The organism is Pseudomonas folii (assembly GCF_014357575.1).
Taxonomy (GTDB): domain Bacteria; phylum Pseudomonadota; class Gammaproteobacteria; order Pseudomonadales; family Pseudomonadaceae; genus Aquipseudomonas; species Aquipseudomonas folii.
The window spans coordinates 1-15,372 of the sequence record NZ_JACONW010000071.1; the positions used below are offsets into that span (position 1 = coordinate 1).

Sequence of the window (15,372 nt, forward strand, 5' to 3'; positions counted from 1 at the left end):
CCACAGGGTCTGTGTGTCCCTCGAATTGCGGTAGCGAGCAATGGACCTGTAGGAATGGTCCAGAGACTTGGTCGCACGGCCTATACGGATTCCGTTGGAGCGAGGCTTGCCCGCGAAGAACGATAACGCGGTTTGCCTGTTTGACCGCCTTGCCGGATTCGCGGGCAAGCCTCGCTCCAACAAATGCTGCTGATTATTGGAGTCGTCATGGCTGATCGGCACGACTATGTGGCGCTGGAGTGGGTAAAAGGTGAAATCGCCGAAACCCTCAAGCAGGCCCGCCACGCCCTCGATACATACATTGCCGATCCCGGACACACGGCGGCGATGGATAAGTGTCTGGATTGCGTGCATCAGGTGCACGGCAGCCTGCAAATGATCGAATTCTACGGTGCAGCGTTGCTGGCCGAAGAAGTCGAACAACTGGCGCTCGCCTTGCAGCAGGATCGCGTTGCGGAGCGTGCCGAGGCCGAGCATTTGCTGACTCAGGCCATGACGCAACTGCCTGCGTATCTGGACCGTATTCATTCTGCCCGGCGCGATTTGCCGCTGGTGGTCTTGCCGCTTCTCAACGACTTGCGCAGCGCCCGGGGTGAAAGCCTGCTCTCGGAAACCAGCCTGTTCGCGCCGCAACTGGTCAGTGTTGCGCCGCTGGATGCGCAAACTCTCGCGCAACGGGACAGTCCCGAGCTGCCCGCGCTGTTGCGCAAATTACGTCAGACCCTGCAAACCGCACTGGTTGGCCTGTTGCGTGAGCAGGACGTAAAGACCCAACTTGGCTACATGGGCAAAGTCTTCGCGCGCCTCGAACAGCTCTGCGACAACGCGCCATTGGGTCCGCTGTGGCAGATTGCGTCGGCATTGGTGGAAACCATGCTCAATGGCAATTTCACCAACAGTCCGGCATTGCGCAGCCTGTTCAAGGATGCCGACAAAGAACTCAAACGCTTGCTGGAGCAGGGCATTGCGGGTATCAACCAGCCCGCGCCGGATGAGCTGCTCAAAAGCCTGTTGTTCTACATCGCCAAGTCCGACAGCCAGGCGCCGCGAATGGTAGACCTGAAGGACCAGTACGGTCTGGACGAAGCGCTGCCCGACACCACGCCGCCCAGCCAGCAACGGACGAGCCTCGGGCCCGACCGCGACGCAATGCGCTCGGTGATCAGTGCCTTGTGCGAAGAGCTGGTGCGGGTCAAAGAGCGGCTGGATGTGTTCGTACGCGGTGATCGAAAATCGGTCAGCGAGCTCAACAGCCTCTTACCGCCGTTGCGGCAGATCGCCGACACCCTGGCCGTGTTGGGCTTCGGTCAGCCACGTAAGGTCATCATCGATCAGTTGGCCGTGGTGCAGGGTTTGGCGCAGGGCCAGCGCGAACCGAGTGACGCCGCACTGATGGACGTGGCCGGGGCGCTGCTCTATGTCGAGGCAACACTGGCCGGAATGGTCGGCCCGGTTGAGCAGGCCGCCAATCGTGAAGACAGCCGTCTGCCCACCACCGACCTGACGCAGATTCATCAACTGGTGATCCGCGAAGCCCGGGTCGTGCTGCAGCAAGCCAAGGATGTGATCATCGATTACATCGACGGCGAATGGGATCGCCAGCGCCTTGAGCCATTATCGGCGCTGCTGGTACAAGTGCGCGGCGCGCTGGCAATGATTCCCCTGGCCCGCGCAGCGAGTTTGCTGGCGGCCTGCAACGACTACATTCTTGAACACCTGCTGATCGACGAAAACCGTCCGGCCTGGACGCAGCTCGACAGCCTCGCGGACACCATTACCGGCATCGAGTATTACCTGGAGCGCATGGGCGAAGACCATGAAGCACCGGGCGAACAGGTGCTCGACATGGCGCAGGAAAGCCTGGCGCGACTGGGCTACACGCCAGCGTCGGATACCCTCGACGTGCCGGTGCTGGACGAGGTCATCAGCCAGGACGAGATTCTCGAGCTGGAAGCCCGGAACGCCTTGGTCAGCCCGACGCAAACCATCGCCGATGTGCTGGCCAGTCCAATGTCCGGCGTAAACCCGCCTGCGCTTCATACCCCCGACAGCCTGTTGCCGCCGCCCGCCGATGAAGAAGCGGTGGACGACGAGTTACTGGAAGTCTTCCTTGAAGAAGCCGAGGAAGTCCTCGCCGCCTTGCGCGAATACCTTCCGCAATGGATTGGCTCTCTCAACGATGCGCGCAGCAACACCACCGCGCTGACCGAAGTGCGTCGTGCGTTCCACACCCTCAAGGGCAGCGGGCGGATGGTTCGAGCATTGATCCTCGGCGAGCTGGCGTGGGCGGTGGAAAACCTGCTCAACCGAATTCTGGAAAACAGCGTCAAACCCGACGAGCACGTTCAGCAACTGCTCAATGAAGTGCTAGAGCTGCTGCCAGCCGTCCTCAAGGACTTTGCTCAGGGCGCTCAGCGTCAGCGTAATGATGTGGACCGCCTCGCTGCCCAGGCGCATGCCCTGGCCAGAGGTCAAGGACTGCTGACCTTCGACGTTGCCGCCGATGACGAAGCCGAAACCGACGAGCTCGACCCGCAGTTGCTGGAAATCTTCCGCCAGGAAGCCCTGAGTCATCTGGACAGTCTCAAGCGCTTTCTGGAGAGCTGTGCCAATGATCCAGAGCCTGCCATCAGCGACGATCTGCTGCGCGCGCTGCACACCCTCAAAGGCAGCGCCTCCATGGCGGGCGTGCTGCCGATTGCCGAACTGACCAGCCCGCTGGATCAACTGGTGCGCGAGTACAAGGCGCATATGCTGGCGTTGGGGCAGGCCGAGCTTGAGTTATTGCGCCAGGCTGAGCCGCTGCTTCTGGTCGGCCTGGCGCAGCTGTCGAGTGATCCATTGGGGACGATTCCCGGTGCGGCGGCGCTGATCGACGCCGCCCAGACCGTGCTGCAAGAGCGACTGGCAGCGGTGTTGAGTGCGTCGAACAACGGTCTGCGGGTCAAGCGCAATCCGCAACTGATCGAGAGCTTTCTAGCCGAAGGCATGGATATTCTGCTGGACGCGGAAAACCTCTTGCAGCGATGGCGTGAACACCCCGGCGAACGGCAGGAGCTCTCTGCGCTGCTGGATGAGCTGACCACCCTGGGGCACGGCGCGCACCTCGCTGATTTGCCGCAAATGGACGAACTCTGCGAGGCTTTGCTGGACCTGTATGGGGCGGTGGAAGAAAGCAGCCTGGCGGTCAGCGAACGCTTTTTCGATGAGGCCGAGCAGGCCCATGAAACGCTGATCTGCATGCTCGATCAACTGGCCGCCGGGCAGGAAGTTGAGGCTTGCCCGGCGCGTATCCAGGCCTTGCGCGCCTTGCTTGATCAGGCGCTGGACCCTTCGGCCACAGGCCTCATCAAAAGCGACGGCAGCCAGACGCTGAGCATCACCGAGCTGAACGCGGCCACTGAGACGTTGGCCCGTCATGAGCCGATTCACGGCGACCCGTTGACCCTCGATGACGAGATCGTCGAGATATTCCTCGAAGAAGCGGTAGATATCCTCGACAGCGCCGGGCAAGCCCTGCAGCGCTGGTTCGATGACCCGGAAAACCCGCTGCCGCTGTCGGCGTTGCAGCGTGACCTGCACACCCTCAAAGGTGGCGCCCGCATGGCAGAAATCGGCCCTGTCGGCGATCTGGGTCACGAGCTGGAAAGCGTTTACGAAGGTTTGATCGATCGCCGCTACAGCCATTCTCCGGCACTGGCTGACTTGCTGATCAAGAGTCATGACCACCTGGCGTTGATGCTTGAAGAGTTACAAAAGCACCGGGTGCTGAGCGACCCAACGGCGCTGGTCAATGCCATTCGGGCCTTGCGCATGGGCACCCTGCCGGTGTCGATGAGCGAGTCTGGAGCCAGACCGGCACAACCCAAAGTCGAAGCCAATGCTTCGCCTGAGCGCGACACCGAGTTGCTGGACATCTTTCTCGAAGAGGGCTTCGACCTCATCGAAAGCTCCGGCGCGGCGCTGACACGGTGGCAGGCCGACCCCGATAATCTGCTCGAAGTGGAAAACTTGCTGCGCGATCTGCACACCTTGAAAGGTGGCGCGCGCATGGCAGAAATCGCACCTATTGGCGATCTGGCTCACGAGCTGGAAACGCTGTACGAAAGTCTGTCAGCCGGGACAGTTAAGCCTGATCCGATCACCATCAGCCTGCTGCAAAGCGGCCACGACTTGCTCGGCGATATGCTCGACGCAGTGCGTTCCGACAAGCCGTTACCCGGCGCGGCGCTGCTGATCGAGAGCATTCGCAAGCAAGCCTCTGGTGATGGCTCAACGGGTTTACCCCTTGCGCCAGCGATGCTCGAACCGTTAGCCCCCATACTCATGCCCGATCCAGCCCCGGCTCCTGATACCGAGGGTGAGCGCTCGGCCAGCGAGATGGTCAAGGTGCCGGCACAAGAGCTGGAAACGCTGGTCAATCTGGCGGGCGAGACATCGATCTTTCGCGGCCGCATCGAACAGCAAGTCATCGACGCCGAAGGCACCCTCGCCGAAATGGCCACGACCATTGAGCGGATGCGCGATCAGTTGCGGCGTCTGGACATGGAAACTCAAGGCAGCATCCTCAGCCGGGAGCAAGTGCAGGCCGAGCGGTTGGGCTACGAAGATTTCGACCCGCTGGAAATGGATCGCCATTCCCAGCTGCAACAATTGTCCCGCGCGCTGTTCGAGTCCGCGTCTGACTTGATGGACCTCAAGGAAACCCTCGACGCCCGGGCCAGCGACGCGCAGACCCTGTTGCTACAACAGGCGCGGGTCAATACCGAACTGCAGGAAGGCCTGATGCGCACGCGCATGGTGCCTTTCGAACGCATGGTGCCGCGCCTCAAACGCATCGTGCGTCAGGTGTCCGCCGAGCTGCACAAAAAAGTCCATTTCGAGGTGGGTAACGCTGAAGGCGAGATGGACCGTACGGTGCTTGAACGCATGGTCGCGCCGCTGGAGCACATGCTGCGCAACGCCATCGATCACGGCCTTGAAAGCACAGAGGAAAGGCTGGCTCAGGGCAAGCCTGAGTTCGGCACCATTCTTCTGGATCTCAAGCACGAAGGTGGCGATATTGTCTTCGAAATGAGCGACGACGGTGCAGGTGTCGACCTGGATGCGGTGCGGAAGAAGGCCATCAAACGCGGCATGATCCCGGCGTATGCACAGCCGGGTTATCACGAGACGTTGCAGTTCATTCTGGAACCGGGGTTCTCCACTGCGGAAACCGTCACGCAGATTTCCGGGCGCGGCGTCGGGATGGACGTGGTGCATGCCGAGGTCAAGCAACTGGGCGGCACCATGGTGATCGAATCGGTGCAGGGGCAAGGGGCGCTGTTCAGGATTCGCCTGCCGTTCTCGGTGTCGGTCAACCGTGCACTGATGGTGCAATGCGGCGAAGAGCAATACGCCGTGCCGCTCAATACAGTCGAAGGCATTGTGCGGGTCATGCCCGGCGAGCTGGAAAGGTGCTACCAGTCAACGCCGCCGCGTTATCAGTACGGCGAGCGGGTTTACGAACTGCGTTATCTGGGCGAACTGCTCAATTACAGTCAGCCGCCTTCGTTCATCGGCCAGACTCAACCGCTGCCGGTGCTGCTGGTGCATGTTCAGGACCAGTGGGTGGCGGTGCAGGTCGATGCGCTGGCGGGCTCGCGGGAAATCGTCGTTAAAAGCCTTGGCCCGCAGTTTTCCAGGGTGCAGGGTATTTCCGGTGCGACCATTCTGGGCGATGGCCGCGTTGTGCTGATTCTCGATTTGCTGGCGCATATTCGTCGGTTGCATGGCCGCTTGCTGGCCGAGCAGGCGGCGGGGCGCAGCGTGCCGGTTTGGCGCGACGCCGAGCAGGGCCGACCGCTGCTGGTACTGGTGGTGGACGATTCGGTCACGGTTCGCAAAGTCACCAGCCGCCTGCTGGAGCGTCACGGCATGAATGTATTGACGGCCAAAGACGGTGTCGACGCCATGGCGCTGCTCAAGGAGCGCGTACCGGACGTCATGTTGCTGGACATTGAAATGCCGCGCATGGACGGTTTCGAAGTCCTTGGCCATGTTCGCGCTGACGAGCAGCTCAAGGAATTGCCCATCATCATGATCACCTCCCGCTCCGGGCAGAAGCACCGCGACCGTGCCATGGGTCTCGGCGTTAATGAGTACCTGAGCAAGCCGTATCAGGAATCAGTGCTGCTCGAAAGCATCGCCTATTGGAGTCAGGTCAATGCCTAACGCTGTCAGTGCTACACAACTGACCGGTTTGATCCTGCCCCTGAGCGACCGCAACCTGCTGTTGCCCAACGTCGCGGTGGCGGAGCTCATTGACTATCAGGATTGCAGCGCAGGCAGCGATGCCCCCGAATGGTACCTGGGGCCGATCAGTTGGCGGCAGCGCACTTTGCCCCTGCTCAGTTTCGAAGCCGCATGCGGCGGCCGGACCCTTGTCGGCGGCCGCGCACGTATCGTCGTGCTCAATGCCTTGGGCGGCCGAGATGAAATGAAATTCATCGCCCTGCTGACTCAAGGCATTCCCCGTTCCTGCAAAGTCGACAACCAGCTCAGCTATGTTGACGTCCCCCTCGATGCGCTTGAACTCGCGGCCGTACAAATCGGCGAGACCGTCGCGAAGATCCCCGATCTGGTGGGGTTGGAGCAATGGTTGGTTGATGCTGGCCTGGCCGAGTCGTCAGAAACGAGCCACCTGTAGGAGTGAACTTGTTCGCGATCTGGCGCGAAGCGGCAGCAATGGCCGCGACTCGGTGCATTTGCTGGAATCGGGTCGTCAGATATACGACTGCTGCGCAGCCGTTCGCGAACAAGTTCGCTCCTACCGAAAAATGCGTACCCAGTTAGATACGTGAGCCGATTAAATCGGCTATTCGGCTCATGTGCAAAACGGCCGTCACAATGAACGTACCCCTGAACTGGATCTGGCAGCATTCTGGCTACCGGGGGAGGACGGAGTACGCGGTATCGGTTGGTCTTGGATTGAGCGTTATTGTCGATTAGTAGTTACCGCATCTGTAGGAGCTCACGAGCAACGCGAGGCAGCGATAGCGTCCTGCCTGATACACCGCCATCGCGGCCTCGCGTTGCTCGTGCGCTCCTACAGAATTCGCGTTTACATCTTGCGTGCACGCCACTGGTGCGATGAGTTAGATGTTTGTTACCCGCCGAGATATTGAGCCACAACTTACCCGCTCTACAGCCAGACATCGCCCTTTCCCGTGAGTGAAATTTCCGAGAAAATCCCGGCCTATTGCGCCACGTGATTGGGGTCTCTAACCTCCTGCCGTCGCTGCAAAATCAGCGATCAGGTTTGGTAGACCTAGAGTTACAGGCGCAAGGCGCCACCTTCTGCGAGGCGCATTTTTACGGCCTGTGTTTATGGTGGCCGTGCGCACGGTGTCTTCGGACGCGCCGGGTTCCTGTAACCGGTTCTACCAACTTGCGTACGGCTGCCACCCATCGTTTGGTAGCGAATGGGTGGCTCCTAAATTCATACAGGAATTAAATCAAATGCCCGAAACAACACCCCCGATACCCTTCCTCGCCAATCACGCCCTGACTCAAGAGCAATCCCTGACTCACGCCTCAGAGTTACTGCGCTGCGCCATGGCCACCGCGTACGAATGCGGCGATAGCCTGACCGGTTCAAAGCGCGATCTGGCGTTTTCTGTTGTGCATCTGGTTGAAATGGCCAATGCGATGGTTGAGCGGTCGCTTCGGTAGTTACTGCGAAGCTGCTGCCTCCTGTGGGAGCGGTGCTTGCCCGCGATGAACGATGATGCGATCTGCCTGAAATACCGCGGTGCCGACGTGGGACCGGCTTTAGCCGGGAAGGCGGTATTTCTAACGATGACGATGTACTGGCTATACAGACCTCTTCCCGGCTAAAGCCGGTCCCACGTCAGTGAACTGACCCCTATAGAACTTGATGAGAATTTCATCGTTACTCCAACCGTAACGATCCCACGCTCTACTTGATTGATGCCCCGCACCCTTAGCTCCTAAGGTGGCCCACGACAGCGAAATCGTGGAGTGGACATGACAACAATAACGACCCCCGACGCGCGCTGGTCGCGTCGTCGCACCGAGAAACAGCGGCGGCTCGAGCAGGTGCGGCATCTTGCCGATGGTGTGGTGTTGCCGACCGACAACATCGTCGCGGCGCTGGAAGCCTTGATGGTGTCCGGTGACCGTGTGGTGCTGGAGGGCAACAACCAGAAGCAGGCGGATTTTCTTTCCCGTGCCCTGGCCAAAGTCGACCCGGCCAAGCTGCATGACCTGCACATGATCATGCCCAGCGTTGGGCGCTCGGAGCATCTGGATCTGTTCGAACGCGGCATCGCCCGCAAGCTTGATTTCTCGTTTGCCGGTACGCAAAGCCTGCGCATCAGCCAGTTGCTGGAAGACGGCCTGCTGGAAATCGGCGCGATTCATACCTACATCGAGCTGTACTCGCGGCTCGTGGTCGATCTGATTCCCAATGTTGTGCTCTCTGCCGGTTTCATGGCCGACCGGGCGGGCAACATCTACACCGGGCCAAGCACCGAAGACACTCCCGCCTTGATCGAACCTGCCGCGTTCAGCGACGGCATTGTCATCGTTCAGGTCAACCAGTTGGTGGACGACGTCAGCGATCTGCCTCGCGTTGATATCCCTGCGTCGTGGGTCGACTTCGTGGTGGTCGCCGACAAGCCGTTTTACATCGAGCCACTGTTCACCCGCGACCCGCGCCACATCAAACCGGTGCACGTGTTGATGGCGATGATGGCGATCCGTGGTATCTACGAAAAACACAATGTGCAGTCGCTCAACCACGGTATCGGTTTCAACACCGCCGCCATCGAATTGATCCTGCCGACCTACGGCGAATCACTCGGCCTGAAGGGCAAGATCTGCCGCAACTGGACGCTCAATCCGCACCCGACGTTGATCCCCGCCATCGAAAGCGGCTGGGTCGAGAGCGTGCATTGCTTCGGCACTGAGCTGGGCATGGAAAACTACATCGCCGCCCGGCCGGACGTGTTCTTTACCGGTCGCGACGGCTCGATGCGTTCCAACCGCATGGTCTGCCAACTGGCTGGGCAGTACGCGGTGGATTTGTTCATCGGTGCGACCTTGCAGGTGGACGGCGACGGTCACTCTTCAACCGTGACCCGTGGCCGACTCGCCGGTTTTGGTGGCGCTCCGAACATGGGCCACGACCCTCACGGTCGTCGCCATCCCACCCCCGCGTGGCTGGACATGCGTCAACAGAGCGGCGACGGTCCGGATGCTTACCTTGAGCGCGGTAAAAAGCTCGTGGTGCAGATGGTCGAGACCTTCCAGGAAGGCGGCAAACCGACTTTCGTGGAAACCCTCGATGCAGTCGAAGTGGCGAAGAAAAGCGGCATGCCCCTCGCGCCGATCATGATCTATGGCGATGACGTCACCCATTTGCTCACCGAAGAAGGCATCGCTTATCTGTACAAGGCACGCAGCCTGGAAGAGCGTCAGGCGATGATTGCAGCGGTGGCAGGCGTGACCGTCATCGGCATGCGCCACAATCCCAAAGACACCGCCCGCATGCGCCGTGAAGGCTTGATTGCACTGCCGGAAGACCTGGGCATCCGCCGCACCGATGCCAGCCGCGAATTGCTCGCCGCCAAGAGCATCGGTGATCTGGTTCAGTGGTCGGGCGGCTTGTACAACCCGCCTGCCAAATTCAGGAGCTGGTGATGAGCGCACTTGCACCCAAAGCCAAATCTGACAGCCCGTTGTTTGCCGAACAGCTGGCTGACCTTGCCGTCGACGCGTTGATTGACGAGGCTGATCTTTCTCCCAAACCGGCGCTGGTGGACCGGCGTGGCAGCGGCGCGCACAGCGATCTACATCTGGGCCTGATGCATGCGTCGGCGCTGTCGCTGTGGCCGATGTTCAAAGACATGGCTGAAGCCGCCGAACAGTTCGGCGAAATCGGCCAGCCTTTGCGCGAGGCCTTGGGGCGCATTGGTCGCGAAGGTGAAGCAGCGATGCTGCGTACCACCAACGGCGTGAACACCCACCGTGGTGCGATCTGGGCCTTGGGCCTGTTGGTCACCGCTGCCGCACTTGAACCGGATAACTGCAGCGCAGCGCAGTTGACCTTTCGTGCTGCACAGCTGGCCTTGATTGAGGACCGCAACGTGGTTGCGCAACTTAGCCACGGCGCTCAAGTGGCCCAACGTTACGGCGCCATGGGCGCGAAAGAGCAGGCGCAACTGGGCTTTCCTGCCGTGATGCAAAAGGGCTTGCCGCAACTGCAACGCAGCCGTGCTTCTGGCAGCGGCGAGCAGAACGCCCGACTTGATGCCTTGCTGGCGATCATGACCACGCTGGCGGACACCTGCGTCTTGTATCGCTCCGGCCTTGAAGGCTTGCACACCATGCAGCAAGGCGCGCAACAGGTGCTGGATGCGGGCGGCAGCGCGAGCCTGGCCGGTCGTCGCTGTTTGCACGCGCTGGATCAGCAGTTGCTGCAGCTCAACGCATCCCCCGGTGGCGCTGCCGACTTGCTCGCCGCATGCCTGTTCATCGATAGCCTTGAGCCTGTGCTCGGCTCTGAATCGAGGAGTGTTTGACCATGGAAACCCTGTCTTTTGAATTCCCCGCCGGGCAGCCGCCGCTAGGCCGTGCGCTGGTGGGTTGTGTCGGCTCCGGTGATCTGGAAGTGCTGCTCGAACCCGGTGTGCCCGGCAAGTTGTCGATCAACGTGGTGACGTCGGTGAATGGTGCGTCTGCCCGCTGGCAGCATTTGTTCGAGCGCATGTTTGACGGTCAAACACCGCCAGCTCTGGCCATCGATATTCACGACTTCGGCGCGACGCCGGGCGTGGTCCGGTTACGTCTGGAACAAGGCTTCGAGGAGATCGGCCATGACTGATACCGCACGCTTGCTTCAGCAACACAGCTTCGTCGAATTGGGTGCCCGGCAACGGGCCAAGGCCTTGCTCGACGAAGGCAGCTTTCGTGAGTTGATCGGGCCTTTTGATCGTGTCATGTCGCCCTGGCTGATCAAGCAAGGCATCGTCGCTCAGGCGGATGATGGGGTGATTGTCGCCAAGGGAACGGTCGGTGGTTTGCCCGTGGTTATCGCCGCCATCGAAGGTGCGTTTCAGGGCGGCAGCATGGGCGAAGTGGGCGGCGCGAAAATGGCCGGGGCTCTGGAACTGGCCGCTGAAGACAACCGCAACGGCATCCCGACTGCCGCGATTTTGCTGCTGGAAACCGGTGGCGTTCGCTTGCAGGAAGCCAACCTTGGCCTGGCGGCGATTGCCGAGATTCACGCGGCGATTGTCGATCTGCGCCAGTACCAGCCGGTGATCGGCGTGGTGGCGGGCAGTGTTGGATGCTTCGGCGGCATGTCCATCGCGGCGGGCCTGTGCAGCTACTTGCTGGTGACTCAGGAAGCGCGGCTTGGCTTGAACGGCCCGCAAGTGATCGAGCAGGAAGCGGGCCTCGAAGAATACGACTCCCGCGATCGGCCTTTCATCTGGAGCCTGACCGGAGGCGAGCAGCGTTACGCCAGCCACTTGGTGGACGGTTTTGCCGCTGACGATGTGCAGGCGATCCGTGAACAAGTAACTGGCTGGATCAGCCTCGGTGTTCCGGCCAAGGAGCGCAGCAGTCAGTACGACATCTTTCTGCATCGTCTGGCGCGCCTCGATACGACTTCCCAAATCGAACCGCAGGCAGTTCGCGATCTGTATGCAGGAGAAAAGTCATGAGCGCTTCTCAACGAGGTTTGAACTGGTTCAAGGCGCTCAGCGCCAACGCGGCAGAAGTGGTCGGCTTGCCGCATTCGGTCAAGGCAGCGGATGGCGTATTGGGTGAGCAGCCGGTGCGCTTTCTGGCAGTGGTCGCCGATGCTGACAACCGTTTCCCGCGTGCCCATAGCGGCGAGGTTGGGTTGCTGGAAGGGTGGGGCCTGGCCAAAGCGGTGGATTCCGCCATTGAGCTGGACCGCGATAACGAACACAAGCGCGCCTTGATCGCCATCGTCGATGTGCCAAGCCAGGCGTATGGACGACGCGAAGAGGCGCTCGGTATTCATCAAGCGTTGGCGGGCGCTGTGGACAGTTATGCCCGTGCGCGATTGGCGGGTCATGCAGTGATTGGCTTGCTGGTTGGCAAGGCCATGTCCGGGGCGTTTCTGGCTCACGGTTATCAAGCCAATCGACTGATTGCCCTGCGTGATCCGGGCGTCATGGTGCATGCCATGGGCAAAGAGTCGGCAGCGCGGGTCACGTTGCGCAGCGTCGACGAACTGGAAAAACTCGCCGCCAGCATCCCGCCCATGGCGTACGACATTGAGAACTACGCCAGCCTTGGCTTGCTCTGGGAGACCTTGTCCGTCAGCCAGATCGAACAGCCCTCCGCCACAGATATCAGCCACGTTCAGGACGTGCTGAACAGTGCGATCAAAGACGTGAAAGCCACTGGGAATGACCTGAGCAGCCGACTCGGCGCGAGCAATCGTCAAGCCTCGTCGAAAGTTCGCGAACTGCTGCGGGCGCAGTGGTAAATGAAGGCTGACCTGACGGTACTGCCCCACGATTTGTTGTGGGGTATGTCGGTGTCTGCCTTGCCTGCCGATGCGCCGGACTGGGTGGTTGAGGCCGTGGGCCTTGGGCATCCGGTGGTGGTGCGTCGTTCGTTGGCGCCGCGAGCGCTCGTCGCGGTGGGTATTCGTGGTCCGGGTCGTGAGCAACGGTTTGCGGCACTGATGCCACGGGATGCCATCGAGCGTTGCGTGCGTCCTGAGCAGTTGACGCATGTTCAAGGAGCGCACGATTGGCCTGCACTGCAAGCGCTGGATCAAATTCGGCCGTTGATGGATTTGCTGGCGCTGCCTTGGGGCGTGAGCGGTAGCGCTGGCTTCGAATTGGCCAGCGGCGTGGCGGCAATGCATCAGAACAGCGATCTGGATTTGATTGTGCGTACGCCGCGGTTTGTCAGCCGTGATTGGGCGGCCGAACTGGTACAGGTTCTGGATCGTTCCGTGTGCCGCATCGACGTGCAATTGCAGACGCCCTTTGGCGCGCTGGCATTGCGGGAATGGGCAGGGGCCTCGCGTCAGGCGTTGCTCAAGAGCGAACGCGGCGCCTGGCTGGTCACTCAACCGTGGCAGCCTACCGAGGCCTGCGCATGAGCAGTTTCTGGGTGTTCCCCGGTCAGGGCGCGCAGCAGCCGGGCATGTTGAATCAGTTGCCGGATGAGCAACTGATACGTGATTGCCTGAGCGAAGCCAGCGACGTATTGGCGGAAGATGTGCGGCTACTGGATTCAACCGAAGCGTTGCAATCCACCCGCGCCGTTCAGCTGTGTTTGTTGATCGCCGGTGTCGCCAGCGCTCGGGTTTTGCAGTCCCGGGGTTGCTCGCCGGATACGGTCGCCGGGTTATCCATCGGTGCCTATCCGGCCGCTGTCACTGCTGGTTCGTTGGCATTTGCTGACGCCGTGCGACTGGTGGCATTGCGCGGCGAGTTGATGCAAAGCGCTTATCCCGAGGGCTATGGCATGACGGCAGTTATCGGGCTGGATCAAGCCGCCGTCGAAGTTTTGGTCGCTGACGTGCACGGTCACGCATCGCCTGTGTACCTGGCCAATATCAACGCCGAAAACCAGTTTGTGATCGCCGGAAGCGCCGAGGCGATGGCTGAAGTGGCGCGCCTCGCGAAAGCCAGTGGCGCGGCAACGGTCAAGCGTCTCGCGGTAAGCGTGCCGTCCCACTGTGCGCTGCTTGAACAACCGGCGCAGTCCCTGGCCGAGGCTTTCGCCACGGTGACGGTTCAAGCCCCCGCCGTGCGCTATCTGAGTGGCAGCACGGCGCGGCCGATGCTGACTGCGGACAAGCTGCGCGATGATCTGGCCTTCAACATGTGCCGCGTCATTGATTGGCGCAGCACGGTGCAAACCGCTTATGAGCGGGGCGCTCGCCTGCACATCGAATTCCCGCCGGGCACCGTGTTGACCGGGCTGGCGCGCAAGGTATTTGAACAAGGAACGGCAGTCGCTTTTCAAGGCGCTCGCCTGGACAGTCTGGTCGCGTTGTCGCGCGAGGAGGGCAGCCGCAACCCATAGAGCGCATGGACGCTGGACCGTTTCGAAGAACAAAAACAACAACTTCGTAAGGCAAACTGAGGAATAACAATAATGATTATCTACGGTGTAGCACTGCTGGCTATCTGCATGCTGGCAGGGGTGATTCTCGGTGACTTGCTTGGCGTAATGCTGGGCGTCAAATCCAACGTGGGCGGTGTCGGGATCGCGATGATCCTGCTGATCTGCGCCCGTTTGTGGATGGAGAAGCGTGGCGGCATGAGCAAGGAATGCGAGATGGGCGTCGGTTTCTGGGGCGCCATGTACATTCCGGTTGTGGTCGCGATGGCGGCTCAGCAAAACGTTGTCACGGCTCTTAAAGGCGGTCCTGTCGCCGTACTTGCAGCCGTGGGCTCGGTGGTCTTGTGCGGTTGCACCATTGCCTTGATCAGCCGCATCAACAAGGGCGAGCCGCTGCCTCCGGAAGAGCCGGTGATCATTCCGGGCATCACGCCGACGCCAACCTCATCGCCAGCACCAGCAGGGAGCCGCTGATATGTGGGAAATCATTGATAAAGGCTTGATCAGCAACGGGCTGGTGACTGCGTTCGCATTCGTCGGCGTGGTGATGTGGATTTCTGTCGTGCTCTCCAAACGCCTGACGTTCGGTCGGGTGCATGGATCAGCCATCGCCATTGTCATCGGCCTGATTCTGGCCTGGGTCGGCGGCACGATGACCGGCGGCCAAAAAGGCCTGGCGGATGTCACGTTGTTTTCCGGCATTGGCTTGATGGGCGGCGCCATGTTGCGTGACTTCGCTATCGTTGCCACGGCGTTCGAAGTGCAGGCCACCGAAGCACGCAAAGCCGGTTTGATCGGTGTGATTGCCTTGCTGCTCGGTACGATTCTGCCGTTCATTGTCGGCGCGAGCATTGCCTGGGTGTTTGGCTACCGCGACGCAGTGAGCATGACCACCATTGGCGCGGGCGCAGTGACCTACATCGTTGGTCCTGTTACTGGTGCGGCTTTGGGGGCGACGTCGGATGTGATGGCGCTGTCGATTGCAACAGGCTTGATCAAGGCGATTATCGTGATGGTCGGCACACCGATGGCGGCGCGCTGGATGGGCCTGGACAATCCTCGCTCGGCGATGGTCTTCGGCGGGCTTGCGGGGACTGTCAGCGGTGTGACGGCGGGTCTTGCCGCAACGGATCGGCGACTGGTGCCTTACGGCGCACTGACTGCCACGTTCCACACCGGTTTGGGCTGCCTGCTGGGGCCGTCGTTGTTGTACTTCATAGTGCGCGCTATCGTCGGGTGATGGAA

12 protein-coding genes are annotated in these 15,372 nt (G+C 60.8%); all 12 read left to right on the top strand.

The window, feature by feature from the left end; genetic code table 11:
• The first annotated feature begins 207 nt into the window (after window positions 1–207).
• The 12 genes from H8S59_RS15435 to madM all read left to right on the top strand — a co-directional run bounded on the left by H8S59_RS15435 (window position 208) and on the right by madM (window position 15,367).
• A complete protein-coding gene (locus H8S59_RS15435; RefSeq protein ID WP_187521977.1) occupies window positions 208–6,213 on the top strand; it encodes an Hpt domain-containing protein in 6,006 nt (2,001 codons plus the stop codon).
• On the top strand, window positions 6,206–6,688 hold the full coding sequence (locus tag H8S59_RS15440; protein ID WP_187521978.1) for a chemotaxis protein CheW: 483 nt from the start codon (window positions 6,206–6,208) through the stop codon (window positions 6,686–6,688). The genes H8S59_RS15435 and H8S59_RS15440 overlap by 8 nt, the downstream gene beginning before the upstream one ends.
• 812 nt (window positions 6,689–7,500) lie before the next feature.
• A complete protein-coding gene (locus H8S59_RS15445) occupies window positions 7,501–7,713 on the top strand; it encodes a DUF6124 family protein (RefSeq protein WP_187521979.1) in 213 nt (70 codons plus the stop codon).
• A 315-nt stretch (window positions 7,714–8,028) separates the two neighbouring features.
• Window positions 8,029–9,705, top strand: a complete 1,677-nt coding sequence (gene mdcA / locus H8S59_RS15450; RefSeq protein ID WP_027901332.1) for a malonate decarboxylase subunit alpha — start codon at window positions 8,029–8,031, stop codon at window positions 9,703–9,705.
• The gene (locus H8S59_RS15455; protein WP_187521980.1) at window positions 9,705–10,586 is read left to right on the top strand and encodes a triphosphoribosyl-dephospho-CoA synthase; all 882 of its coding nucleotides are present in this window, start codon (window positions 9,705–9,707) and stop codon (window positions 10,584–10,586) included. The genes mdcA and H8S59_RS15455 overlap by 1 nt, the downstream gene beginning before the upstream one ends.
• Window positions 10,587–10,588: 2 nt before the next feature.
• On the top strand, window positions 10,589–10,888 hold the full coding sequence (locus H8S59_RS15460) for a malonate decarboxylase subunit delta (RefSeq protein ID WP_087265683.1): 300 nt from the start codon (window positions 10,589–10,591) through the stop codon (window positions 10,886–10,888).
• Window positions 10,881–11,732: a biotin-independent malonate decarboxylase subunit beta gene (locus H8S59_RS15465; protein ID WP_187521981.1), complete on the top strand. Its 852-nt coding sequence runs from the start codon at window positions 10,881–10,883 to the stop codon at window positions 11,730–11,732. Before H8S59_RS15460 ends, H8S59_RS15465 begins: the two co-directional genes overlap by 8 nt.
• A complete protein-coding gene (mdcE, locus tag H8S59_RS15470; RefSeq protein WP_187521982.1) occupies window positions 11,729–12,529 on the top strand; it encodes a biotin-independent malonate decarboxylase subunit gamma in 801 nt (266 codons plus the stop codon). Before H8S59_RS15465 ends, mdcE begins: the two co-directional genes overlap by 4 nt.
• On the top strand, window positions 12,530–13,156 hold the full coding sequence (locus tag H8S59_RS15475; RefSeq protein WP_187521983.1) for a malonate decarboxylase holo-ACP synthase: 627 nt from the start codon (window positions 12,530–12,532) through the stop codon (window positions 13,154–13,156).
• A complete protein-coding gene (gene mdcH, locus H8S59_RS15480) occupies window positions 13,153–14,088 on the top strand; it encodes a malonate decarboxylase subunit epsilon (RefSeq protein ID WP_187521984.1) in 936 nt (311 codons plus the stop codon). The genes H8S59_RS15475 and mdcH overlap by 4 nt, the downstream gene beginning before the upstream one ends.
• A gap of 72 nt (window positions 14,089–14,160) precedes the next feature.
• Window positions 14,161–14,601 (top strand): malonate transporter subunit MadL, encoded by a 441-nt coding sequence (madL, locus tag H8S59_RS15485; RefSeq protein ID WP_095092781.1) that lies wholly within the window; start codon window positions 14,161–14,163, stop codon window positions 14,599–14,601.
• A 1-nt stretch (window position 14,602) separates the two neighbouring features.
• Complete coding sequence (gene madM / locus H8S59_RS15490) at window positions 14,603–15,367, top strand: malonate transporter subunit MadM (RefSeq protein ID WP_095092779.1); 765 nt, start codon at window positions 14,603–14,605, stop codon at window positions 15,365–15,367.
• Window positions 15,368–15,372: the final 5 nt, after the last annotated feature.

What these genes read in the sequence shown, in the direction of transcription:
- H8S59_RS15435 (WP_187521977.1), top strand. Translation starts at nt 208, where the DNA reads ATGGCTGATCGGCACGACTATGTGGCGCTGGAGTGGGTAAAAGGTGAA.
- H8S59_RS15440 (WP_187521978.1), top strand. Translation starts at nt 6,206, where the DNA reads ATGCCTAACGCTGTCAGTGCTACACAACTGACCGGTTTGATCCTGCCC.
- H8S59_RS15445 (WP_187521979.1), top strand. Translation starts at nt 7,501, where the DNA reads ATGCCCGAAACAACACCCCCGATACCCTTCCTCGCCAATCACGCCCTG.
- mdcA (WP_027901332.1), top strand. Translation starts at nt 8,029, where the DNA reads ATGACAACAATAACGACCCCCGACGCGCGCTGGTCGCGTCGTCGCACC.
- H8S59_RS15455 (WP_187521980.1), top strand. Translation starts at nt 9,705, where the DNA reads ATGAGCGCACTTGCACCCAAAGCCAAATCTGACAGCCCGTTGTTTGCC.
- H8S59_RS15460 (WP_087265683.1), top strand. Translation starts at nt 10,589, where the DNA reads ATGGAAACCCTGTCTTTTGAATTCCCCGCCGGGCAGCCGCCGCTAGGC.
- H8S59_RS15465 (WP_187521981.1), top strand. Translation starts at nt 10,881, where the DNA reads ATGACTGATACCGCACGCTTGCTTCAGCAACACAGCTTCGTCGAATTG.
- mdcE (WP_187521982.1), top strand. Translation starts at nt 11,729, where the DNA reads ATGAGCGCTTCTCAACGAGGTTTGAACTGGTTCAAGGCGCTCAGCGCC.
- H8S59_RS15475 (WP_187521983.1), top strand. Translation starts at nt 12,530, where the DNA reads ATGAAGGCTGACCTGACGGTACTGCCCCACGATTTGTTGTGGGGTATG.
- mdcH (WP_187521984.1), top strand. Translation starts at nt 13,153, where the DNA reads ATGAGCAGTTTCTGGGTGTTCCCCGGTCAGGGCGCGCAGCAGCCGGGC.
- madL (WP_095092781.1), top strand. Translation starts at nt 14,161, where the DNA reads ATGATTATCTACGGTGTAGCACTGCTGGCTATCTGCATGCTGGCAGGG.
- madM (WP_095092779.1), top strand. Translation starts at nt 14,603, where the DNA reads ATGTGGGAAATCATTGATAAAGGCTTGATCAGCAACGGGCTGGTGACT.